The sequence below is a fragment of the Algihabitans albus genome, assembly GCF_003572205.1.
Lineage (GTDB): Bacteria > Pseudomonadota > Alphaproteobacteria > Kiloniellales > DSM-21159 > Algihabitans > Algihabitans albus.
Genome location: NZ_QXNY01000002.1, coordinates 543144 through 564188 on the forward strand (window position 1 = coordinate 543144; position 21045 = coordinate 564188).

Genomic DNA, 21045 nt, shown 5'->3' on the forward strand with positions numbered 1-21045 from the left:
CTTGATGAGCCTTTACCGGGAGCGACGCAACCCCGCAGAGAGACGCAGTGGGGAAGGCAGAAGGCAACGCGATCGGTGCGGAGCTACCCCAGCCTCAGGCGGCGCAAGGCCGCGCCGCCGCCGCTTTCGCGCGCGCGCTTCGCCAGCGCCTTCACATCGGCGCTCATGACCACCGTCCCTTTCGAGACGAAGGACTCGTGGTTCTTCTCGATATCGTCGAGGATGTAGCGGTAGTTTACCATGATCCCGGCGGATTGCCGCAGGCCCTTGGGTGCGGTGTCGCCCAGCCAGTTGATCCGCTCCAGGCGCGCTCCGTTGCGCAGATGAAAACGCGCGACCGGATCGAGCGGCAGGCCGTCTTCGCGGGTTTCGGTGAAATACCGGGCGGCGATTCGGGTCAAAAGACCTTCCAGCGCCTTCGTCGTGACCGCGTCCTGCGCCCATTCGGGAGCCTCCAGGACAGCCCGCAACGCCTCCTCGGTCGCGTCGCTGCCGCCGAGTGCCCGCAGACCGCCCCGCTCCTCTTCGCTCATGGCCTGTTCGAGCACTTCGGCATCCAGCGTATCGAGCCATTTGCGCAGACCCGGCACGGGGGACAGGGTGGCGAAAACCTTGAGGTTCGGGAAGTCGCCCGAAAGCTCGCGTACGACCATCTTGATCAGATAGTCGCCGAAGGAGATGCCCTGAAGACCGCGCTGGGTATTGGAAATGGAGTAGAAGATCGCCGTATTCGCATCCCTCGGATCGGATAGCGGCGCCTGCTCGTCGAGCAGAGCCTGCACGGAGCCGGCGATCCCCTTCGTCAGGGCGACTTCGATGAAGGCCAGCGGCTCGTCCGGCATGCGGGGGTGAAACAGCGCGAAGCAGCGCCGGTCGGAATCGAGCCGGTTGCGCAGATCGTCCCAGGAGCGGATTTCGTGCACCGCCTCGTAGGCGATCAGCTTCTCCAACAGCGACGCCGGAGACGACCAGTCGATCTGCCGCAAGTCGAGAAACCCGACATCGAACCAGGAAGTCAGCAGCTCGTGCAGATCGCTGTCCAGCCCGCTGAGGTAGGCGTCCTGCTTGGCGATCGGCAAGAGGTCGGCGCGCAGATCCGCCAGGAACTTGACACCCTCGGGCAGCCCGTTGAACTGGGTCAGGAGCTTGACCCGTGGCGGAACCAAGGCTTGACGCAATGCGAACTGCGCGGTCAGCCGGGCCTCTTCGTCCGCTGCGGCGGCATAGTCCGCCATGGCCGTTTCGACCGCCGTTCGATCCACGGCGAAGCGGGTCGCCAAGACCTCGAGGAACAGATGCCGTCCCTCTTCTTCAAGCTGCAGGTAGATGCGTCCCAGTTCCGCCGCCCGCCCGCGCGCCGCGACTTCGCCGCCGCGTGCCTTCAGGCAGTCCGCCATCAGCTTTTCCAAAGCGTCGGGATTGCGCGCGGCCTCGGCCGGTGAAGTCACGCCCACCGTGCGGGCGGCCGTGGCGGCGATATCGCGCCAAGCGCTGGACACGTTCCCGAAGGCGCGTTCGAAGAAGCCTTCCTTGACCGCCTGCTGCTGATCGCTCGTGGTCATAACCGCCACCGCTACTTGATCGCCGGGCCCATCACCAAATCCGGGAGCCAGGTCGCGATTCCCGGAAAGACGCAGAGAAGAAGGATCGCGACCACCATACAGCCAACGTAGGGCAACGATCCTTTCAAGATCGTTTGCAGTTTGATGTCGGGGGCGATGCCATTGATAACATAAAGATTGAGACCAACAGGAGGAGAGATCAGGCCAATCTCCATGTTGATCGTCAGAACCACCGCGAACCAATAGGGGTCGAAACCGGCGGCGGCGACGATGGGCAGCAGGATCGGGGCCGCCATCAGGATCACCGCCACGGGGGGCAAGAAGAAGCCCGCGATCAGCAGGAAGACGTTGATCGCAAGCATCAGCACCCAGCGGTTAACGTCGAGCTGGGTGATCCACTCCGCGATCGACTGGGTGATGAAGAGGCTGGAGAGCATGTAGCTGAACAGCCCCGACGCGCCGATGATCAACAGGATCATCACCGATTCCTTGGTGCAGTCGCGCAGAACAACCCAGAGCGCCTGGGCCTGCCACATGCGGTAGACGACGACCGCCACCACGATGACCAGCAAGGCCCCGACGGCTGCCGTCTCGGAGGGGGTCGCGACGCCGCCGTAGAGCGCGAAAAGCACGCCGAGGATGATCGCGATGAAGGGAACCACACGCGGCAGGGCCGAGAACTTTTCCGCCCAGCTGTAGACCGTCGGCGTCAACACCTCGGTCGCACCGTTGCGCCAGGTATCGTAGATCGACCAAGCCATGAAGAGCCCGACCAGCATCAGGCCCGGCAGGGCTCCGGCCAGAAAGAGCCGCCCGATCGAGGTTTCCGTCGCGATGCCGTAGACGATCATGGTGACGCTCGGCGGGATCAGAATGCCGAGCGTGCCGCCGGCGGCGATCGATCCGGCGGCCACGGTGTCGGGGTAGCCGCGCTTGCGCATCTCGGGGATGCCCATCTTGCCGATGGCCGCGCAGGTGGCGGGCGAAGATCCGGAGAGGGCGGAGAAAATGGCGCAAGCGCCCAGATTGGACACCACCAGCCCGCCGGGCACGCGGGTCAGCCAGCGCTCCAGCGCTTCGTAGAGATCGCTGCCGGCACGGCTGGAGGCCACGGCCGCGCCCATCAGGATGAACATAGGGATCGAGAGCAGCGCGAAGTTGTTCAGCTTGCCGAAGAGGATCTCCGGCAGCAGCGTGACCGAGAACCATCCGTTCCAGTCGAAGACCCAGATGAAGCCGACCGACACCACGATCAGGCCCATGGCGACCGAGATACCGGAGAAGAGAACCAGGATGGTGGCCAGAGCGACCAGCACACCGAGCGTCAGCGGATCGAGTTCCATGGAATCAGCTCCGGCTCAGCGCGGCAGATCGCGCGTCACGCGCTCGGCCGCGGCCGCCGCGCCCAGCGCGTCGTCGGGAAGATCGAAGGGCCTGGCGTGGCCGGTCACGAGCGCCAAGAGGTCGGCGATGTACTGCAGAGACATCAATCCGAACCCCAGGGGCAGTGCCGCATAGGGAATGTCCAGGGGGACGCCCCAAACCGTGTCGGACGTCCAGCCTCCCACCCAGGCCTCGTGCCACATCTCGAAACCGTAGAAGGTCAGGAGCAGGCAGACCGCCAGCGACAGCAGATAGGTTCCGACCGCAAGAGCGTAGCGCGCGCGGCCGCGCAGGTAGATCGGCAGGAGGTCGACGTTCACATGCCCGCGCAGTTTCTGCACGTAGGGCATGCCGATCAGCGTCGCGGCCAGCATGCAGTAGGTCACGAACTCAGTCTGCCAGACCGTCGAGGCGTTCTCGACGTAGCGCAGATAGACCATCTGACAGACCACAAGAATCGAGACCGCGATCATCGAGGCGGCGAGAACGCCGCTGACGAGTGAAATCCGCGAGACGAGACGGAAAAAAACCACCATCGGAAAACGACCTTCGGGGACACGGGATCAGTAGGGCGCGCACGGCGGCCCGGCGAGGAGACCACGCAAGCCGGGCCGCCCTGCTCGCGGACTAACTACTCGACCGAAAGCGCCATATCGAGCAGGCGCTGACCGTCGGGCACGCTCTCGATGAAGGCCTCGTAGGAGGACTCTGCCGCGATCTCGCGCCAGGCGTTGAACTCCGTTTCGGTCATCAGCGAGATCTCGACGCCGTTTTCCTCGAAGACGCGGCGTGCATTGGCGTCCTGCTTCTTGGCTTCCTCGAAGTAGAAAGCCTCGGCCTTCTCCGCGCCGGCCTCCAGCGCCGCGCGCTGGTCGTCGTTCAGCCGCCCCCAGCTACGCTCGGAGATGAGGACGGGCTGATACATGAACCAGAGCGCGTAGTCGGCCACCGGTGTGAAACAGGCGACCTGTTCGTAGATCCGGAAGGACACGAAGCTGGAGGAACTGGTGTTGGCCGCGTCGAGCACGCCGGTCTGCATGGCGTTGTAGATCTCGGAGGAGGCCATGGAGGCGATCGAGGCGCCCGCCGAGGCCAACATCTGCTCGAAGGCCTTGCCGGCGGCACGGGTCTGCAAGCCCTGCACGTCGTCGGGCGAGGTGATGCAGCTCTCCTTTCCGGCGAAACCGCCGGCGAGGTAGCCGTCGACAAGCACTCTGACTCCGTCATCCTCGGCGATCTGCTTGATCGCATCCATGAAGGGAGAGTCGTTGAGCCGAGCGGCATGGTCGTGGCTCTTCACCAGACCCGGCATGAGAGTCAGGTTGAATTCCGGGTGGATGCCCCCGGCATAGGCCAAGGGAAAGACCGTCATGTCGAGCTGGCCGCGGCTGGTCGGCTGCCACTGCTCGCGCGCCTTGAAGAGGCTTTGGGTCGGGAAGATCTGGATCGACAGATCGACGCCAGCCTCCTCCACATGAGTCTTGATGATCTCGGCGACTTGGTGCCGGACGTCCGAGGTCGACCATTGGTGCGACAAGCGCAGCGTGGTCTGGGCCTCGGCCTGGCCGGTCAGGCCGCTGGTGGCGAGCAGGGCCGCCACGGCGGCGGCGGTGAGATGTTTGTACATGTCCTCCCTTTCCTTTGCTTTCGGCGCCCGCCGGCCAGAGCGATCTGCGCGCTCTTTCGGACGACGGGCGGTTTTTGTCCCTGTGCAACCGCTGGCGCGTGAGATAGCGCAGGTTCTGCAAAGACGCGGCAGCACCAGGATCGTAGCTTCTTGTATACAAGAGCGCAAACCTTGTATGCAAAGCAGTCGGTCATGTATATCTGCCAATCGAGAAATTCTTCGCCGCGTGCGAGTCCGTCAACGACGGCACACGGCAGATTTGCCAGAAGGAGGCCGTTGTGGCGGCGGAACGGCGGGCCGACCGCATCCGGCAAAGCTTGGAACAGGAAATCGTGACCGGTCGGCTGGCGCCGGCGGCGCGGCTGGACGAAGTTCGTCTGGCGGAACGCTTTCAGGTCTCGCGCACGCCGGTTCGCGAAGCGCTGATGCAACTCTCGGCAAGCGGTCTGGTCGAGATTCGGCCGCGACAGGGCGCAACGGTCGCGGAACTCGGTCTGAAGCGTATGGTGGAGATGTTCGAGGTCATGGCCGAGCTGGAGGGCCTCTGCGCCCGTCTGGCCGCCCGACGCATGGGCCAGCACGAACGGACCGAACTGCAGCGGCTGCATGAGGACACCCGCCGCTTCGTTCGTCAAAACGATCCCGACGCCTACTACGCCGCCAACCTGGATTTCCACGAGGCGATCTACGCCGGCAGCCACAACGGTTTCCTGGCCGAGCAGACGCGCGCCCTGCGCCAGCGCCTGACGCCCTACCGCCGCATCCAGCTGCGTCGCGCCGGGCGGCTGGCCGACAGCTTCGCGGAGCATGAACAGGTGGTGAGTGCCCTGCTGTCCGGCGATGCCGACGAGGCCGAACGGCTCCTCCGCAGGCATGTAACCGTCCAGGGCGGCGCCTTCACCGACTTCCTCTCCACCCTGCCCTACGGCGACAGCCAGATGACGGAGGGTCGAGCCACTACCGGCGAAGACAGCATCAGCAAAGAGAGCAAGCGACGGACCGCAGGATGAGTGAAAACCTTTACGACCTATTGGCCGAGAACTTTCCGAAAGACCGCACAAAACCGGTAATGCAGCTGGAGGACGGACGCCTCCTCAGCTATGCCGATCTGGAGACACAGGCCGGCCGCTACGCAAGACTGCTGAGCGAACTGGGCGTGAAGCCGGGCGACCGCGTCGCGGTGCAGACCGACAAGTCGGCCAATGCCGTCTTCCTCTATCTGGGCGTCATGAAGATGGGCGCCGTCTACCTGCCGCTCAACGTCGGCTATACCGGCGCCGAGATCGCCTACTTCCTGGGCGATGCCACGCCGGCGCTGGTGGTCTGTCGACCCGAGAGCGAAGCGGTTCTCCGCGAGATTGCCGAGAAAAGCGGCGTTTCCCATGTCCACACCATGGACGCCCAAGGCGGCGGCAGCCTGACCGAAGCCGCGGCCGGTCTCGAACCCCTGGCCGAGAGCCATCCCGCCGCCGCCGCCGAACTGGCCGCGATCCTCTATACCTCCGGCACCACCGGGCGCTCCAAGGGAGCGATGCTGACCCATGGCAACCTCAGCTCCAACGCCCTGGCGCTGAAGGAGATCTGGGGGTTCCGTCCGGGCGACCGGCTGCTGCACATGTTGCCGATCTTCCACGTCCACGGCCTCTTCGTCGCGATCAACACCACTCTGGCAAACGGCAGCGAAATGGTCTTCCTGCCCAAGTTCGATGCCGAACGCGCGATCCAACTGCTGCCGAGTTGCAGCGTGATGATGGGCGTGCCGACCTTCTACGTGCGCCTGCTGGCCGAGGTGGGCTTCACAAAGGAGGTGGCCTCCGGCGTCCGCCTCTTCGTGTCCGGCTCCGCTCCCCTGCTGGAAGAAACCTTCGAGGCCTTCGAGCAGCGGACCGGCCAGCGCATCCTGGAGCGCTATGGCATGACCGAATGCGGCATGATCACCTCCAACCCCTACAGCGAAACGGAGGAGCGGCCGCGTCGCGCCGGAACCGTCGGTTTCCCGCTGCCCGAGGTCGAGGTGCGCGTCGCGGACGAGGATGGCAGACAGCTCGGCGCCGAAGAAATCGGCGTCCTGGAGGTCAAGGGTCCGAATGTTTTCAAGGGCTACTGGAAGATGCCTGAGAAGACATCCGAGGAATTTCGCGCGGACGGTTTCTTCATCACCGGCGATATGTCCAAGATCGATGCCAAGGGCTGCGTCCACATCGTCGGACGCGCCAAGGACCTGGTCATCTCCGGCGGCTACAACGTCTATCCGAAAGAGATCGAGCTGGTGATCGACGCTCTGCCCGGTGTCGCGGAGTCCGCGGTCGTCGGCCTGCCCCATCCCGATTTCGGCGAGGCGGTCGCAGCCGTGGTCAAGCGCTGCGGCGAAATCGCCGAGGACGCGATCATCGAAGCCTGCGCCAAGGACCTCGCCCGGTTCAAGGTGCCCAAGCGCGTCTTCTTCGTCGAGGACCTGCCGCGCAACACCATGGGCAAGGTCCAGAAGGCCGAGCTGCGCCAAGCCTACGGCGAGACCTTCGGGACCGCTTAGCAGCCATCCGGACGCCGCACTTGCGCTGGCGTGCCGTCTGCGCTTGAACAGCCGTAAAGATAGAAACGCTTTAACGGGAGACGCCCCATGCCCGACGCTTCCACCTTGGTGACTCAGACCGACCCCCGCGCGCTGGTGCGCGAACTGGAGGGCAAGCACCTGATCGACGGCGCCCTTGTGCCTGCCGCAAGCGGCGGCACCTTCGACGTCGTCAATCCCGCCAACCTGCAGGTGATCGGCCAGACCGCCGAAGGCGACGCCGAGGACGTGGCCCGCGCCGTCGAGGCTGCCGTCCGCGCCCAAAAGGCCTGGGCCGAAACTCCCGCCCGCGAGCGCGGTAAGCTGATCGTCGAGTGCGGTCGCCTGCTGGAGCAGCACAAGGAAGAGCTGGCCAAGCTGGTGGCGTTGGAGACCGGCAAGGCCCTGCGAACCGAAAGCCGGGTCGAGGCGGGCGTTCTGGCCGACGCCTTCGTCTTCTACGGCGGACTGGCCAGCGAGTTGAAGGGCGAGTCCGTTCCCTTCGATCCGAACATGCTGACTGTGACCTCCCGCGAGCCGATCGGGGTGGTCGGGGCGATCATCCCCTGGAACGTCCCGATGATGCTGATGGCCTTCAAGATCGCGCCGGCCCTGGTCGCGGGCAACGCCGTGGTGGTCAAGTCGGCCGAGGAGGCGCCCTACGCGGTCCTGCGGGTCTGTCAGATCATGAACCAAGTCCTCCCCAAGGGCCTGTTCAATCTGCTGTCCGGCTTCGGACCCGAGTGCGGCCAGCCGCTGGTCGCTCACCCCAAGGTCGGCAAGATCACCTTCACCGGCTCGGTGGAGGCCGGCAAGGCGGTCTACCGCACCGCCGCCGAGAAGCTGATCCCGGTGACCCTTGAGCTGGGCGGCAAGTCGCCGATGATCGTGATGGCCGACGCGGACCTGGACAGGGCCGTCGCCGGTGCCGCCGCCGGCATGCGCTTCACCCGCCAGGGCCAATCCTGTACCGCCTCCAGCCGGATCTTCGTGCAGCGCAACCTGCGCGACGCCTTCGTCGAAAGACTCAAAGCCAAGGTCGACGGCATGGTGATGGGCGATCCGCTGGACGAAGCGACCGACATCGGGACCATCGTGAGTCAGCAGCAGTTCGAGCGGGTGAAGTCCTACATCGCCCAGGGCAAGGCCGAGGGGGGAACGGCGCACCTCTGTTCGCAGATCCCGGCGGACGAAGCCCTGTCGCGCGGCTACTACGTACAGCCGGTGATTTTCACCGACCTGCCGGCGGACTCCCGCCTGATCACGGAGGAGATCTTCGGCCCGGTGACCTGCGTGATCGCCTTCGACGACTACGAGGAGGTGATCGCGGCGGCCAACGACAGCGTCTACGGTCTCGCCGCCACGATCTGGACCAGCGACCTCAAGACCGCGCTGGACGCGACCAAGCGGCTGGAGGCCGGCTTCGTCCAGGTCAACCAGAACCTGGTGGTCATGCCGAACCTTTCCTACGGCGGTATCAAGCAGTCGGGTCTCGGCAAGGAAGCCTCGCTGGAGGCCATGCTGGAGAACTTCACCTACAAGAAGACCATCATCTTCAACATGGAGTGAGGGCGGTTCCCGCGACATGACCGAAGTCGACTTGAACGAATACATCTTCCACCCGGCGCCAGTGGTCAGTCTGCCCGTGCGCGGCCTGGCCGAGCGCTTCCCGGTGCATCGCATCTTCTGCGTCGGCCGGAACTACGCGGACCATGCCCGCGAGATGGGGCACGACCCGGATCGCGAACCGCCCTTCTTCTTCACCAAGCCGCCAGAGGCCGTGGTGCCGCCCGGCGCTGCCCTGCCCTATCCGTCGGCAACCCGGGATCTGCACCACGAAGTCGAACTGGTGGTGGCTCTCGCCGGGGGCGGCCGGAACCTCACGACGGACAGCGCGCTCGACCTGGTTTACGGCTATGCCGTCGGCGTCGACCTGACCCGCCGCGACCTGCAAGCCGAGGCGAAAAAGCTGGGGCGCCCCTGGGACTCGGCCAAGGCCTTCGCCGGCTCGGCCCCCTGCTCCGAGATCGTACCGGTGGAGCGGATCGGCCATCCAACGAAGGGTCGCATCGCGCTCTCGGTCGGCGGTCAGCTTCGGCAGGACGGCGACCTCGCTCAGATGATCTGGAAGACTCCCGAGATCCTGACCGAGCTTTCCAAACTTTGGACCCTGGCGCCGGGCGATCTGATTTTCACTGGGACCCCAGCCGGGGTCGGGCCGCTGCAGGTAGGGGCGCAGATCGCCTGCGAAATTGAGAGTGTCGGACGGCTGGACGCAACCTTGCTCGGATCCGGCGGCGCCAGCGACTAGCTCGTTCCGCCGACCCCAGCGCCTCGGTCCGACTGCACCTGCAAGCCACGGCCACTCCGTTGGAAAACTAGTCTTCGCGGAAAGTTTTGCAACTTTTGCAGGTGACTCCCCTTAGATGGCATGTTAATCAAATTTTATAAATCGTCCGTATGGCGGGGCACGGCGGGAAAACGGGGGGCTCCAAATGAAACTCAAGGCACTTATGGCGGTTTCAGGCATGCTGGTGATGCTGGGAACTCCGGCCGGCGCCGCCGTCTACGACTTCAGTAAAGTCGCATTGACGGGCGAGACCGCGCCCGGCACGACCGGGACGTTTTCCAGAATTAATCTCCCCACCAGTCTGAGCGACAACGGCGAGACGGCGTTTCGTGCCACCCTGACCGGCCCAGGCACCAGTGGTGCGAACAATCAGGGCATCTTCAGCGGGTCCAGCGGCAGCGTGGGCCTGGTGGCACGTAAAGGCGATGTCGCGCCCGGCACGACCGCGACCTTCAACGAGTTTAGCTCCGCCCCCCGCCTGAACGCCAACGGCGAGACGGCTTTTGTGGCATCGCTTAGGGGCTCAGGCGCAAATTTCTCCAACAATCAGGCGGTCTTTGCCGAAACCGGCGGCGGACTGGGCTTGGTGGCGCGTAAGGGCGAGGCAGCGCCCGGCACGACCGAGACCTTCAACTCTTTTCAAACGCCCCGCCTGAACGCTAACGGCGAGACGGCGTTTGTAGGCTTCCTGAGCGGCAGCTTCGCGAAAGGTCAGGGCATCTTCAGCGGGTCCGGCGGCAGCCTGGGCCTGGTGGCGCGAACGGGGGACCCTGTGCCCGGCACGACATTGACGTTCCGCAGCCTTGGCCTCGGCGACCCCAGCCTGAACGCTAACGGCGAGACGGCGTTTCGCGCCAGCCTGGAGGGCGCGGGCGTCACCCGCGCGAACGAGCGGGCCATTTTCGCCGAGACCGGCGGCGGCCTAAGGATGGTAGCGCGCGAAAACGATCCTGCGCCCGACACGGCCGCGACCTTCCTGAGCCTTAGCGACCCCAGCCTGAACGCCAACGGCGAGACAGCGTTTCAGGCCGCCCTGACCGGCACTGGCGTCACCCGCGCGAACGATGAGGGCATCTTCAGCGAGTCGAGCGGCGGCCTCCGCCTGGTGGCGCGTAAGGGCGACGCCGCGCCCGGCACCGATGCCGTCTTCGCCTCCTTTGACGCCCCCAGCCTGAATGCCAACGGCGAGACAGCGTTTCAGGCCGCCCTGACCGGCGTCGGCGTCACCAGCATGAACGACGGGGGTATCTTCGCCGAAACCGGAGGCGGCCTGTGGCTCGTCGTTCGAAAGGGCGACCTGTTCGATATCGGCGGCGGCGACTTTCGGACCATCAGCGCTCTGTCTTTCGCGGGCGCCTTCAACGACGCCGGCGGAATCGCCTTTTTCGCGCGCTTTACCGACGGCACGAGCGGGATCTTCACGGCGGCCCTGTCGGACAGTCCGGCCGTCGTGCCCGTGCCGGCGGCCCTGCCGCTCTTCGCCACGGCACTGCTTGGCCTCGGCCTCCTTCGCCGTTATCGCCGGGCGTCGTTCGGTGCTTGAGAGCGGATCGGCGGCCAGAGCGCGGACCGCCGCCGGCTCCAGGCTACGGTGGTCGCGAGGCGCGGGGTCGCGCGTATGGTACAGCCTGACCGTCGCGCTGCTTCTGGCCATGTCGCCGGGCGCAGCGGTGGCACAGAACAGCCAGCCAGAGCCGGGAGCCGAACAGGATCCCTTCTTCCAATCTCAGATACCGGAAGATTTTCAGGCGCGTTTCGTCTGCTACCAGGGCGGCCAGACGATCATCGAGCACGGTGCGGTGACCAGCTTCGCGCCTTCGCGCATCCAGGACATCATGACCTTCTCGCTGATCACGCGCGACGGCCGCAATCACCTCTACTACCTGGGTGACGAAACCACCTGCGGTCTGACGGTTACGCCGCCGCCCCAGAACTGATCGGCCCTTCCCCGAGGACCGCACCGCACCTGCCCGGGGCCTGTCCTCCCCTAAACCAGCGACACGCCGCGCATCGTCTCGGGGATTGGCAGGCCCATGATCTCGAGGATGGTCGGAGCGACCGCGAGCTGGCTGACGGTCTCGGGCATTTCGCCGCCCTCCCGGCCGCAGATGTCCCAGAAGGGCACTGGGCGCATGCCCTCCTCGGCCCCGCCGTGGCGGCCCTCGGCGCTCATCCCATGGTCGGAGGTGACCAGCACCCGATAGCCCGCCGCGCGCCAGACCGGAATCGCCAGGGCCAGCTCATTGTCCATGTTCCAGACCTGGTGCCGGTACTCGAAGGAGTCCGCGCCGAAGGTATGGCCGACCGCGTCGGCTGCTGCGGAATGGACCAGCAGGTAGTCCGGCGCGTGACGGCGGACCAGCAAAGTCGCGCTGTTACAGATATCGTGGTCGCCGAGCATGCTGGGGTTGAAGCGGGTATGCCGGACCTCGGTGTAGAAGCAGCCATGCGTCACCCAGCCCGCACCTTCCACCACCTCCAGGTGCTCGACGTCGTCGAAGGGCGCGGCGTTGAACAGCAGGGCATAGAGCCGTTCGGCCACGGCCGCCGTGACCCCGCCCGCCTCGCGCACGATGGAAAAGACGTGAGGTACCGGCGCCATGACCTCCAGGTCGTTGGAGACCAGACCATGCTCCGCCGGAGGCGTGCCGCTGTGCAGCGACGTATAGGCCGGCATTGACAGGCTGGGCAGCACCGACTGCATGCGCCAGAGGCGCGCCTGACCGGCCTCGACCAAGGCCATCAGATAACCGCACTGCGCGCGCGCCACCGCATCGCCCAACGCATCGATCATGACCAGGATGACTTTCTGTCGAACCATGCGGCGGGCGTCCTTTGCCGAGTCTTCCAACATTGCAAGGTCGGACACTAACGAGCGGAGGTGACGGCTGAATGACCGATCGTATCCGCGAGCGCCGAAACCACGACAGCGAAGGCCCGTCTGGCGGCAGCGCTCATGCCGCGAGCACGCAGGTAGCCGTGGATCAGGCCGGGTTGCAGGTCGAGACGAACGGAGACTCTTGCGGCAGACAAACGCTCCGCATAGACCTCCGCATCGTCCCGCAAGGGATCGTACTGCACCGCCTGAACGAAGGTCGGCGGCAAACCGGCGTAGTCTCGGTTCAAGAGCGGGGCAGCAGAGGGCTCTCCGGTCGTCGCGCTCCCCAGCCAGCTTTCGTGGTAGTGGCGCATGTCGGCCCGGCTGAGCCCCGGCGCATCCGGCGTTCGGCAGCGCTGCGGATCTTCGAAGGCCAAGCCCAGGTCCGGATAGATCAGAAGCTGCCCGGCCAAGGGCGCCAGATCCTGCGCGCACGCCCAGAAGCAAAGTCCGGCTGCCAGGTTGCCGCCCGCCGAATCACCGCCGACGGCAATCCGCCTGGGGTCCAAACCGAGGTCAGCGGCGGTTTGCAGAAGCCAGGTCAGGCCGGCACGCGCATCCTCGACGGCAGCCGGAAAGCGATGCTCGGGCGCGAGGCGGTAGTCGAGCGACAGCACGGCGGCGGCGCTGCCCGCAGCCAGATCGGCACAGACGGCATCGTGGCTGTCGAGGTCGCCGAAGACATAGCCACCGCCGTGAAAGTAGAGCAGCACGCCGGGCCGTTCGACAGCCTCGGGACGGTACAGTCTGAGGCGAATATCGCCCGCCGGGCCAGGCGCGTCGAGGTCTCGAACCGACAAGCCCTGAGGTCTGCGACCGGCGAAACGGCGGCACAATTCGCTATAGCGGAGGCGCTGTTCTTCGAGCGCCAGTGTCGCGAAATCCGGCGGAAAAGCGGCCTCCGACAGGGCGATGAACTGCTGGATTTCGAGGTCGAGTGTCATGCCTGCGCCGACAGTTGCAATGGCTTCCCAACCTAGCCAGCCCAACTCGATCCGGCCAAGCCCTTCCCGACAGAAAAAGGCCCGGCGCGATGGCCGGACCTTCTCCGAAGTCTACGCATCTTGGGGCGATGTCAGGTTTCGCGGAAGCGCTTCACGAAATGCCAGGCCGCCGGCACGGTCGCCGCCGCCAAGACCAGCTTGGCCGCCGCCCCCGGTACGAACGGCAGGAGCCCAGCCTCCAGGGCCCTGTCGAAGCCGATGAGGACCGACAACCAGGCGACACCGCACAGGAAGAAGATGACGGTTCCCAGCGTGACAGCGGGGATCACGAGCAGAAGACGACGGTCCCAGCCGCGTTCGGCCAGCCATCCCATCGCAAGGGTCGCGACCAGAAAACCGATCAGATAGCCGCCGGTCGGCCCGGCAAAATAGGCAAATCCCCCACCCGTCGCGAAGACCGGCAGGCCGACGAGGCCCTGGGCCAGATAGAGACCGACGGTTGCCAGCCCCAACTGCCAGCCGTATGCCATGGCGATCACCATCACGACATAGGTCTGCATCGTCATCGGCACCGGGAACATCGGCATCTGGATTTTGGCGCTGATCGTCAGGATCGCCGCCCCCAGCAGCGCCAGCACCAAATCGCGGCCCAACCGCTGGGCGCGCTCCTCCACCGGCCAGAGGGAATTCACCAACGTTGCGCTGGCAAAGGTGTCTTGTGCGATTCCAGCATGTGCCATGAGTGGCTCGCTCCTTCCCTATTCCGGGCTTCCCGACAGGTCGGTGCCAGAACCGCCTGCCTTTTATTTTCTGTGCACGACCGTCCGCCGGTCCGTCAGACTCTTGCTTGCTTCTTGTTTATCTGGACCCGGCCGCGTGCCGGACGAATTTGCTATAGCAAGTTGAAGGCAAGACGTCATGGTTTTTGCGCAAAGGCGCCTGTATTGTCACAATTATTAACTCGGATATCTTCGCTCAAAAATAAGTAAAATCAATATGTTAAAGTGAATTCTTTGTGTATTAGATTGAAATATTCCGTGAACCGACAGCGTCTCGAGGACTCCGTGACGTGCAGCGGCGATCGAACGTTGCCGAACCAGCGCAACCGCGCCATATGGCTTGCATGCCGCACCGACTGCTCGCCTTGCTCCTGCCCATTCTGCTGTTAGGGTTCTTCACGGACGCGCGCCCGACTGCCGCGGCGGAACCGCGGCTGCCCGCGCTGTGGCCGGATCTCGACGATCTCGGCGGTCCAGACGGCACGGCCATCGCCTTCCCCAGCAGCAGCCCCTACACCCTGGCGGACGCCGCTTCCGCCCCGCCGGAGGAGGCTGTGGGCCGCCTCTACCTGCCCCAGGAGGCCTCAGCCGACGCACCCGTGCCTGCCGTCGTCCTTCTGCACGGTGCCGGCGGCGTCATCTCGACGCGCGAGCCCACCTATGCCCGACAGCTTGCCAGTCTGGGCGTTGCCGCTTTGGTGGTCGATTCCTTCGCCGCACGGCGGGATCGCGCCGCCGGCTTCGTCGAACGGCTGCTGGAAATCACCGAGGTGATGCTGGTGGCCGACGCCTACGCCGCCCTGGCCTATCTGGAGTCGCGGCCGGAGGTCGATGCAGATCGGGTGGTGCTGACCGGCTTCTCCTACGGCGGCATGGCCAGCACTTTCGCCCTCTACAGCCAGGTGGCCGAAGCCTTATCACTCAACGGCCGGCGCTTCGCAGGGCACGTCGCCTTCTACGCCCCCTGTATCGCCCGCTTCGCCCGAACGGAGACTACGGGCGCGCCGCTTCTGATGCTCTGGGGCGACGGCGACGCCATCGTCGATCCCGACCGCTGTGCCGAAATCGCGGGTGACCTGGAAGCCGGCGGCAGCAGCGTCGAACGGATCGTCTACCCAGGCGCGGTGCACCAGTGGGACGGTCGTTTCCAGGGACCCCGTACAATCGGGCGCAACCTCGCCCCCTGCAGCTTCCGGGTCGACGAAGACGGCGTCGCCTGGGACCGCAGCACCTTCCTGCCCATGCTGAACCGGCTGCTGCGCCAGACGTCGCTGGGCCTCTGCACGGACAGCGGAGGGTACATGATCGGGCGGGACGACGCGGTGCGCAGCCGTTCCAACGCCGATTTCGCGACCTTCCTGGAGCAGGTCTTCTTCGCCACCCGATAACCGAGCCGGATCCTGGCGAGTGCTACGCCTCGACAATCACCGGGCCACACGGTCAGTCGGTCAGTCGGTCAGTACCGTGAAGCTTGGATTGAGGAGCTCCATCACGTCGGACGGAGTCCGAGCCAAGCCGAACGATAGCAAGGGCGTCTCCTCCCGAGGTGCCAGAACGATCCGGAGCCGCCCTGTGTCCAGCAAGAAGGCCTCGAGGGCCTGCACCGCCTGCAGGCCAGGAGCGCCGAGCTGGAGGGCTTGTACCGCCTCAGCCGCGTCGACGATCAGCTGCCCGATCAATTCCTCTTCCGTCAGACCCCTTTGCGCCGCAAAGACTTCGAGCGCCGGCTGCAAGAGTCCGAGATCCGTCAAAACGGCATCGGCTTCATCGAGCGAGGCGCTAAGCATCGTCACCTGCAAATCCAGTTCGGACATTCTGAGATGGGGCGGCGACGTGATATTGCCGAGGCGAAGCGCGATTTCCAGTTCGAACAGGTCGTGCAAGACGACGTCTTGCACGAACGAGAGACTTTCAGCCGCCGGGTCGTAGCGCTGGTCCAAGCTGGCCGAAAGCGAGAGGCGGTCCTGGGGGCTCAAGCTCGAGAAGATCGGCATCGCGTCGCTCGGCACAATAGGACCGAGAGGAATGCTCAAACCTCGCAGCTCGCTAAAGCCTCCGACAACCTGGCCGTCGATGATCTGCGCGTCGGTAAGGCGCAAGGCCGCCAACTCCATCAGTTCGGGAAGGCCGGCCGACTCGAAACGTAGCTGTTCGATGGCGTATCCCGTCAGTCCGCTCACCATGTCTCGTCCGAGCTCGACCGCGAAGTCAAAGGCCTGCTGATCCGGCACCGCCGCGAGCTCCGTCGGCGTCAGGGAGATCAGCGGCGACAGGTCCAAATCCGCCGCTGAGAAGAAGCCGACGGTCAAGTTGATGCGATCCTCGGGCTCGCGGGTTTCGATTGTCAGATCGTCGAAGCGCAGGTCTCCGAGCTTGCCGCCGTCGACCTCCGTCATCAGCAATTCGCCGAGCGCAAACGTGACGTCTCCGGCCGCCGCTTCCAAACCGCCGGCACGCAGGCTGGCGATCCTGGTTTGCAGAAGACCGCTTCGAAGGTCTAGAGGGTCTCCGGCGATCACGACGTCTTGAGCCTCGACGACCTCCAGCCTCAGGCTCCCGTCCAGTTCGCTCAGGCTCACGTCCTCCAGCAGGATCCGGGCCGCGCGGGTTTCGGTCTCGTCGGGCTCCAGTCCAGAAACGACGGCCTGGGCCGCGGTCCAGACGCCCAAGCCGCCATAGCCGTTAAAATCGACGGTTGGCGACGCCATCGTGACCGAGCGTTCCAGCAGGTCGACGTCATAGGCGCCGTGCGTGAAGACCGCGCCCGCCGGCAAACTGTCCCGGAACTGCGCGATATTGCGCTCCACCGCATCGTTGGCCGACGACAGGAGCAGCGCATAGCCACCGCCCGCGACGGCAATCACAAGCACCGCCGCGCTCAACCCAACCCAGGCCCTCTTGCTCACCACCCGCTCCTCTTTCGCCATGGCGCAATCGTCTTCCGACAAACTAGGCCGCGAACTATGGCTTCAACGTGAAGAAATCTTGCGGCCTGCAACCAAGGATATGCCGGCTGCGAGAGCTGCCAAAGCCAAACCACCGAAGGTCAGGGCGTAGCTGCCGATCCCGGCATAGGCTAAGGCGAAGAACGATGGTCCGAAGAGAACGCCGCCGAAGGTCAGAACCAGGGCACCGGCCGTTGCGTTGCCGACTTCGCCGCGCGGCGCGAGCCGCGCGATCTCGGCCATGAAAACGCCGTTCCAACCGATCGCCGCGACACCGAAGACCAGGAAGAGCGCGGAGACGGCGACGAGCGGCCAGGAGGGCGTCACCAGCGTCGTCGCCAGGGCCGCGAGCAGCATGACCGCAGCCAGTCCAAGCATGACGCCGTTTCCATCACCCAACCGGTCGGCCAGCCACCCCCAGATGAGGCGCCCGGAGAAACCGGCCGCCTGGGTCGCCGCCAGCAACGCGCCGGCCGCAACGAGACCGAGCCCGACTTCCTCGACCAGAAAGACCACCAGATAGGCACCGAGGCTGAGCTGAATGGCGCTGAGGAAGAAGACGGCGATGGACAGCCAACGCAGCGAGGACAGACGCAAAACCAGGGATAGACCCGCGAGAGGACGCCCGAATATCGGCGCATTGGCATCCCGGTCATCGTCCAGACCGGGCCGCAAGGGCGCCAGCGCGGTCGCCAGCAGCAGACTGACGAGAGCGAGACTGCCGATTGCCGTTTGCCAGCCGAAAGCGACCGCCACGGCCGGGGTTGCCAGGCCAGCCAGGATGCCGCCGAGCGGAACGCCGGTCTGCTTGAGCGAGAAGACGATATTGCGCCGCTCGGGCGGGACGACCGGGGCCAGCAGATGAGACGTAGCCGGATTGATCAGACCGTAGCCGATGCCGAGCAGCAGGCCCGCCACAAGCATCCCGACCGAATTGCCGCTGGCGGCGGCGGCGCAGGCGAGTGCGAAGGCGATCAAGGCCGCCTGGCTCTGGCGGCAGGCGCCGTAACGGCGCAGGGTCTGCCCCGCGACCAGCGACAGGAGCATGGCCACGCCGTAGACGAGCGACACCAACGATCCGACGAAGACCGGCTCCACGGCCAGACTGCTACCGATCTCCGTCGCCAGAGCCGGAAAGGACAGCACGGCCCATGAGCCGACGGTCTGCACTGCCGTGGTCAGCACCACCACCGTGACCAGACGCGCGGAGTTGACCGCGACCCCGCGGCCGGCCGTGGAACTGCTCACGACCCGACGGAACCGTCGTCCAGAGGAGCGGCAAAGGTCTCGAGGAGAAGGTTACGGAACTCTGACATGGGCAGCGGGAGACTATCGTTTTGCCGCACCGGCGGAAGCAGTCCCTCTGCAAGGCCGGCCTGCAGCAGGCGCAGGACGAGGTCCGGCCGGTCACTGATGGCGTGAAGCGGCACGACACTTCCGGTTTCCGGTCCCGAGCCCGCCTTTCGTCCGGCGCCCTCCGTGTGTCGTCTCGAGACGATGGCGCCGGCTTCATGATCGCCGACGATCAGCACCAGGCGCGGTCGCTCCCAAGGCTGTTGCAGCCAGCTTCCCAGGGTGCGCAAGACGTAGTCCAGTGCCTCGAGATAGGCAGCCCGGACCGCCTCACCGTCCAGCCAAAGCTCCTGCGGTGGAATCGGAGGCTCTGACCACTCCGCGAAAAGCGCGCCGTCGGCGATCCGCGACCAATCGTCGATCACCGGCGGGATCGGCGTCCAGGGCGCATGGCTGGAAATCAGCGCGACCTGCGCGAAGACCGGCGGCCGCGCCGTGCGCGAAGGATCCTGCCCAGCCAGAATGTCCCGCTCCAGCGCCGAGAGCGTGTACTGATCGGGCATGGTCACCCAGGCGTAGGGAGGCCCGGCATAGCCCATATCGTCGTTGAAGTAGGTGCGGTCGAACTCAAAGAATTCGGCTTCGGGCCAGGCTCTGACAATGGCCGGCATGACCAAGGCCGTATCGTAGCCAGCTGCCGAAAAGAGATGGGTCAGCAGGCGCCGTTCGCTCGCAACCAGCAGGTCCCAACGATCCTGCGTGTCGATCCAGAGGCCGCTCATCAAACTCGCGTGCGCCAGCCAGGACTGGCCGCCGATCGTCGGAGACTTCAACCAGCCCGACGCCTGCATCAGGCCGGCGGAGTCGAGATCCCGCTCTATCTCCGCCAGGGTCCCGCCGATCCGGCCCGCGTAGCGGGGATCGAACAGGGCCGCTTCGCCATAGGACTCGACGAAGACAAGAACGACATCCGCGTTCGCCATCCCCGGCAGGAGACCGACCGTCGGGGAGGCGGCCAGCAGACCGGCTAGCGGATCCTCGGCCAACAGGGCCTGGAAAAGCGGGCGCTCCTCCGCCACGCGCAGGGTCCGGTCGATCTGAGAGCTGACGGCGTCGTAGAGGAAGTTGACGGTCAGCTGGGGCACCTGAGGCGCAGCGGCCATCCCGGTCAGCGCCATAGCGGTACCCGCGATGGCCAGGCGCGGGGCGCGGACCTCGGCGAGCCGGCGGCACAGCAGGATGAAAAGCCAAAACAGCGTCGGCGGCAGCGTGAGCAAAACGACGCCGACCAGCAGGGCGATGCCCGGAGTCATGGAACCGCCGATCAGCTCCAAGGCCGGCTGAATCAGTTGCAGATCGAGCCAGATCTTCAGCGGACGGCCGAGGACCTGCCAAGCCGTGCGTTCCATCGCCAGCACCAGCCACCCCAGCGTCAGCAGGCCGGCCAAGGGCAAGACCAGCCACCTTGCACGCTCCGGCGGCAGGGCCAGCAGGATCAGCGCCGCGATCAGGGGTTCCAGAGGCAGCGACAGCGCCCAATAAGGCATACCGAGCAACAGCGGCGTCTGTGCCACCGCGGCCAGTGCCGCCACGACGACGAAGATACGGATCCAGGAGGATCGGCGCCAAGCTTGGGCTGGGCGCAAGGCGTCCGCCGCGCTAGCTTGTTTGTCGTCTTCCCAACTCACCGACCGCCGTTGCCCTTCCAATCGCCCGCGCGCTTTCTCATGACCGCTGCCCGTACCGTCGCACAAGAGGCCCTCGCCTTCTGGATCACAGGTCCCGGGCGCGGCGCGCTGCGTGCCGAACCACTGCCCGCGCCCGGCACCGGCCAAGCTCTGGTCCGCGCGCTCTACAGCGGGATCAGCCGCGGCACCGAGGGCCTCGTATTCCGCGGCGAAGTGCCGGAGAGCGAGTATAGCCGGATGCGCGCGCCCCTACAGGACGGCGCGTTTCCCTTTCCTGTGAAGTACGGCTACGCCAGCGTCGGGCAAGTCGAGGCCGGACCGGCGCCGCTCATCGGCCGAGAGGTCTTCTGTCTTCACCCGCACCAGGACCGCTACCTGGCGCCTCTCGAGCTGCTGCTGCCACTGCCGGAGCAGGTGCCGGCCCGCCGGGCCGTGCTCGGCGCCAACATGGAAACGGCGCTCAACGCGCTTTGGGACGGCGCCCCTTGCCTGGGCGACCGCATCGCCGTGATCGGCGCCGGCGTGGTCGGCTGTCTGGTCGCGCGGCTGGCAGCGGCCATCCCGGGCACGGAGGTCTACCTAATCGATACCGACCCGGCCAAGGCGGGACTCGCGGCGGCGCTCGATCTGCCCTTTCTGACGCCGGACGCGGCGGGAGATAGACTGGCGGACGTCTGCGATCTGGTGGTGCATGCGACGGGCTCGCCCGAAGGACTCGCGCCCTGCCTGACCTTGGCCGGTTTCGAGGCGACGATTCTGGAACTGTCCTGGTACGGGACGAAACCGGTGTCGCTCCCCCTGGGGCAGGATTTCCACGCGAAACGCCTGAAGCTGATCTCCTCGCAAGTCGGAAGCCTGTCGCCCGCCCGGCGTGCTCGGCGCAGCCACAGCGACCGTCTCGCGATGGCCCTCACCCTGCTCCGCAATCCGCTGTTCGACAGCCTGTTGGACGGCGAAGTGGCCTTTGCGGAGCTACCCGACACGATGGCCCGCCTGGCCGCCGGCGAAGCGGCGCTCTGTCGCGTCGTGCGCTACGACTGAACAA

The 21045-nt window shown here is 65.6% G+C and carries 18 protein-coding genes; 8 read left to right on the forward strand and 10 right to left on the reverse strand.

Going from position 1 to position 21045, the window contains the following annotated elements:
* Nucleotides 1-83: 83 nt before the first annotated feature.
* The 4 genes from DBZ32_RS04165 to dctP all read right to left on the reverse strand — a co-directional run bounded on the left by DBZ32_RS04165 (nucleotide 84) and on the right by dctP (nucleotide 4572).
* Nucleotides 84-1562, reverse strand: a complete 1479-nt coding sequence (locus DBZ32_RS04165; RefSeq protein WP_119166343.1) for a malonyl-CoA decarboxylase — start codon at nucleotides 1560-1562, stop codon at nucleotides 84-86.
* 11 nt (nucleotides 1563-1573) lie between these two features.
* On the reverse strand, nucleotides 1574-2905 hold the full coding sequence (locus DBZ32_RS04170; RefSeq protein WP_119165831.1) for a TRAP transporter large permease: 1332 nt from the start codon (nucleotides 2903-2905) through the stop codon (nucleotides 1574-1576).
* A gap of 15 nt (nucleotides 2906-2920) precedes the next feature.
* Complete coding sequence (locus DBZ32_RS04175; RefSeq protein WP_119165832.1) at nucleotides 2921-3481, reverse strand: TRAP transporter small permease; 561 nt, start codon at nucleotides 3479-3481, stop codon at nucleotides 2921-2923.
* Between the two features lie 95 nt (nucleotides 3482-3576).
* Nucleotides 3577-4572 (reverse strand): TRAP transporter substrate-binding protein DctP, encoded by a 996-nt coding sequence (gene dctP, locus DBZ32_RS04180; RefSeq protein WP_119165833.1) that lies wholly within the window; start codon nucleotides 4570-4572, stop codon nucleotides 3577-3579.
* Nucleotides 4573-4850: 278 nt separating this feature from the next.
* Here dctP and DBZ32_RS04185 point away from each other — a divergent pair, with 278 nt between their 5' ends.
* The 6 genes from DBZ32_RS04185 to DBZ32_RS04210 all read left to right on the forward strand — a co-directional run bounded on the left by DBZ32_RS04185 (nucleotide 4851) and on the right by DBZ32_RS04210 (nucleotide 11410).
* Nucleotides 4851-5582 (forward strand): GntR family transcriptional regulator, encoded by a 732-nt coding sequence (locus DBZ32_RS04185; RefSeq protein ID WP_235830041.1) that lies wholly within the window; start codon nucleotides 4851-4853, stop codon nucleotides 5580-5582.
* The gene (locus DBZ32_RS04190) at nucleotides 5579-7105 is read left to right on the forward strand and encodes a malonate--CoA ligase (protein ID WP_119165834.1); all 1527 of its coding nucleotides are present in this window, start codon (nucleotides 5579-5581) and stop codon (nucleotides 7103-7105) included. The genes DBZ32_RS04185 and DBZ32_RS04190 overlap by 4 nt, the downstream gene beginning before the upstream one ends.
* Nucleotides 7106-7192: 87 nt before the next feature.
* Nucleotides 7193-8692 carry an aldehyde dehydrogenase family protein gene (locus DBZ32_RS04195; protein ID WP_119165835.1) on the forward strand — a complete coding sequence of 500 codons (1500 nt, stop codon included), beginning with the start codon at nucleotides 7193-7195 and terminating at the stop codon, nucleotides 8690-8692.
* Between the two features lie 16 nt (nucleotides 8693-8708).
* The gene (locus DBZ32_RS04200; RefSeq protein WP_119165836.1) at nucleotides 8709-9434 is read left to right on the forward strand and encodes a fumarylacetoacetate hydrolase family protein; all 726 of its coding nucleotides are present in this window, start codon (nucleotides 8709-8711) and stop codon (nucleotides 9432-9434) included.
* 184 nt (nucleotides 9435-9618) lie between these two features.
* Complete coding sequence (locus DBZ32_RS04205) at nucleotides 9619-11016, forward strand: DUF7453 family protein (protein WP_119165837.1); 1398 nt, start codon at nucleotides 9619-9621, stop codon at nucleotides 11014-11016.
* Nucleotides 11009-11410 (forward strand): hypothetical protein, encoded by a 402-nt coding sequence (locus DBZ32_RS04210; protein WP_162906550.1) that lies wholly within the window; start codon nucleotides 11009-11011, stop codon nucleotides 11408-11410. Before DBZ32_RS04205 ends, DBZ32_RS04210 begins: the two co-directional genes overlap by 8 nt.
* A gap of 50 nt (nucleotides 11411-11460) precedes the next feature.
* Here DBZ32_RS04210 and DBZ32_RS04215 read toward each other — a convergent pair whose 3' ends face one another.
* The 3 genes from DBZ32_RS04215 to DBZ32_RS04225 form a co-directional block, all read right to left on the reverse strand.
* Nucleotides 11461-12294: an alkaline phosphatase family protein gene (locus tag DBZ32_RS04215; protein ID WP_162906551.1), complete on the reverse strand. Its 834-nt coding sequence runs from the start codon at nucleotides 12292-12294 to the stop codon at nucleotides 11461-11463.
* A gap of 47 nt (nucleotides 12295-12341) precedes the next feature.
* Complete coding sequence (locus tag DBZ32_RS04220; RefSeq protein WP_119165840.1) at nucleotides 12342-13295, reverse strand: alpha/beta hydrolase; 954 nt, start codon at nucleotides 13293-13295, stop codon at nucleotides 12342-12344.
* Between the two features lie 131 nt (nucleotides 13296-13426).
* A complete protein-coding gene (locus DBZ32_RS04225; RefSeq protein WP_119165841.1) occupies nucleotides 13427-14035 on the reverse strand; it encodes a biotin transporter BioY in 609 nt (202 codons plus the stop codon).
* A 383-nt stretch (nucleotides 14036-14418) separates the two neighbouring features.
* Here DBZ32_RS04225 and DBZ32_RS04230 point away from each other — a divergent pair, with 383 nt between their 5' ends.
* A complete protein-coding gene (locus DBZ32_RS04230; protein WP_162906552.1) occupies nucleotides 14419-15462 on the forward strand; it encodes a dienelactone hydrolase family protein in 1044 nt (347 codons plus the stop codon).
* 60 nt (nucleotides 15463-15522) lie between these two features.
* On the opposite strand, the gene DBZ32_RS04235 is transcribed toward DBZ32_RS04230, so the two are convergent.
* From DBZ32_RS04235 to DBZ32_RS04245, 3 genes are all read right to left on the reverse strand, one after another.
* A complete protein-coding gene (locus DBZ32_RS04235; protein WP_162906553.1) occupies nucleotides 15523-16980 on the reverse strand; it encodes a hypothetical protein in 1458 nt (485 codons plus the stop codon).
* A gap of 63 nt (nucleotides 16981-17043) precedes the next feature.
* Complete coding sequence (locus DBZ32_RS04240) at nucleotides 17044-18267, reverse strand: MFS transporter (RefSeq protein WP_119165844.1); 1224 nt, start codon at nucleotides 18265-18267, stop codon at nucleotides 17044-17046.
* The gene (locus DBZ32_RS04245; RefSeq protein ID WP_119165845.1) at nucleotides 18264-20000 is read right to left on the reverse strand and encodes an alkaline phosphatase family protein; all 1737 of its coding nucleotides are present in this window, start codon (nucleotides 19998-20000) and stop codon (nucleotides 18264-18266) included. The genes DBZ32_RS04240 and DBZ32_RS04245 overlap by 4 nt, the downstream gene beginning before the upstream one ends.
* Before the next feature lie 39 nt (nucleotides 20001-20039).
* Between DBZ32_RS04245 and DBZ32_RS04250 the strand changes: the two genes are divergently transcribed.
* Complete coding sequence (locus DBZ32_RS04250; RefSeq protein WP_119166345.1) at nucleotides 20040-21041, forward strand: zinc-dependent alcohol dehydrogenase; 1002 nt, start codon at nucleotides 20040-20042, stop codon at nucleotides 21039-21041.
* The last annotated feature ends 4 nt before the right edge of the window (nucleotides 21042-21045 follow it).

Coding starts and splice junctions, on each gene's coding strand:
- DBZ32_RS04200 (WP_119165836.1), top strand. CDS start 8,709: ATGACCGAAGTCGACTTGAACGAATACATCTTCCACCCGGCGCCAGTG.
- DBZ32_RS04190 (WP_119165834.1), top strand. CDS start 5,579: ATGAGTGAAAACCTTTACGACCTATTGGCCGAGAACTTTCCGAAAGAC.
- DBZ32_RS04225 (WP_119165841.1), bottom strand. CDS start 14,035: ATGGCACATGCTGGAATCGCACAAGACACCTTTGCCAGCGCAACGTTG.
- DBZ32_RS04220 (WP_119165840.1), bottom strand. CDS start 13,295: ATGACACTCGACCTCGAAATCCAGCAGTTCATCGCCCTGTCGGAGGCC.
- DBZ32_RS04165 (WP_119166343.1), bottom strand. CDS start 1,562: ATGACCACGAGCGATCAGCAGCAGGCGGTCAAGGAAGGCTTCTTCGAA.
- DBZ32_RS04175 (WP_119165832.1), bottom strand. CDS start 3,481: ATGGTGGTTTTTTTCCGTCTCGTCTCGCGGATTTCACTCGTCAGCGGC.
- DBZ32_RS04170 (WP_119165831.1), bottom strand. CDS start 2,905: ATGGAACTCGATCCGCTGACGCTCGGTGTGCTGGTCGCTCTGGCCACC.
- DBZ32_RS04205 (WP_119165837.1), top strand. CDS start 9,619: ATGAAACTCAAGGCACTTATGGCGGTTTCAGGCATGCTGGTGATGCTG.
- DBZ32_RS04195 (WP_119165835.1), top strand. CDS start 7,193: ATGCCCGACGCTTCCACCTTGGTGACTCAGACCGACCCCCGCGCGCTG.
- DBZ32_RS04215 (WP_162906551.1), bottom strand. CDS start 12,294: ATGGTTCGACAGAAAGTCATCCTGGTCATGATCGATGCGTTGGGCGAT.
- DBZ32_RS04250 (WP_119166345.1), top strand. CDS start 20,040: ATGACCGCTGCCCGTACCGTCGCACAAGAGGCCCTCGCCTTCTGGATC.
- DBZ32_RS04230 (WP_162906552.1), top strand. CDS start 14,419: ATGCCGCACCGACTGCTCGCCTTGCTCCTGCCCATTCTGCTGTTAGGG.
- dctP (WP_119165833.1), bottom strand. CDS start 4,572: ATGTACAAACATCTCACCGCCGCCGCCGTGGCGGCCCTGCTCGCCACC.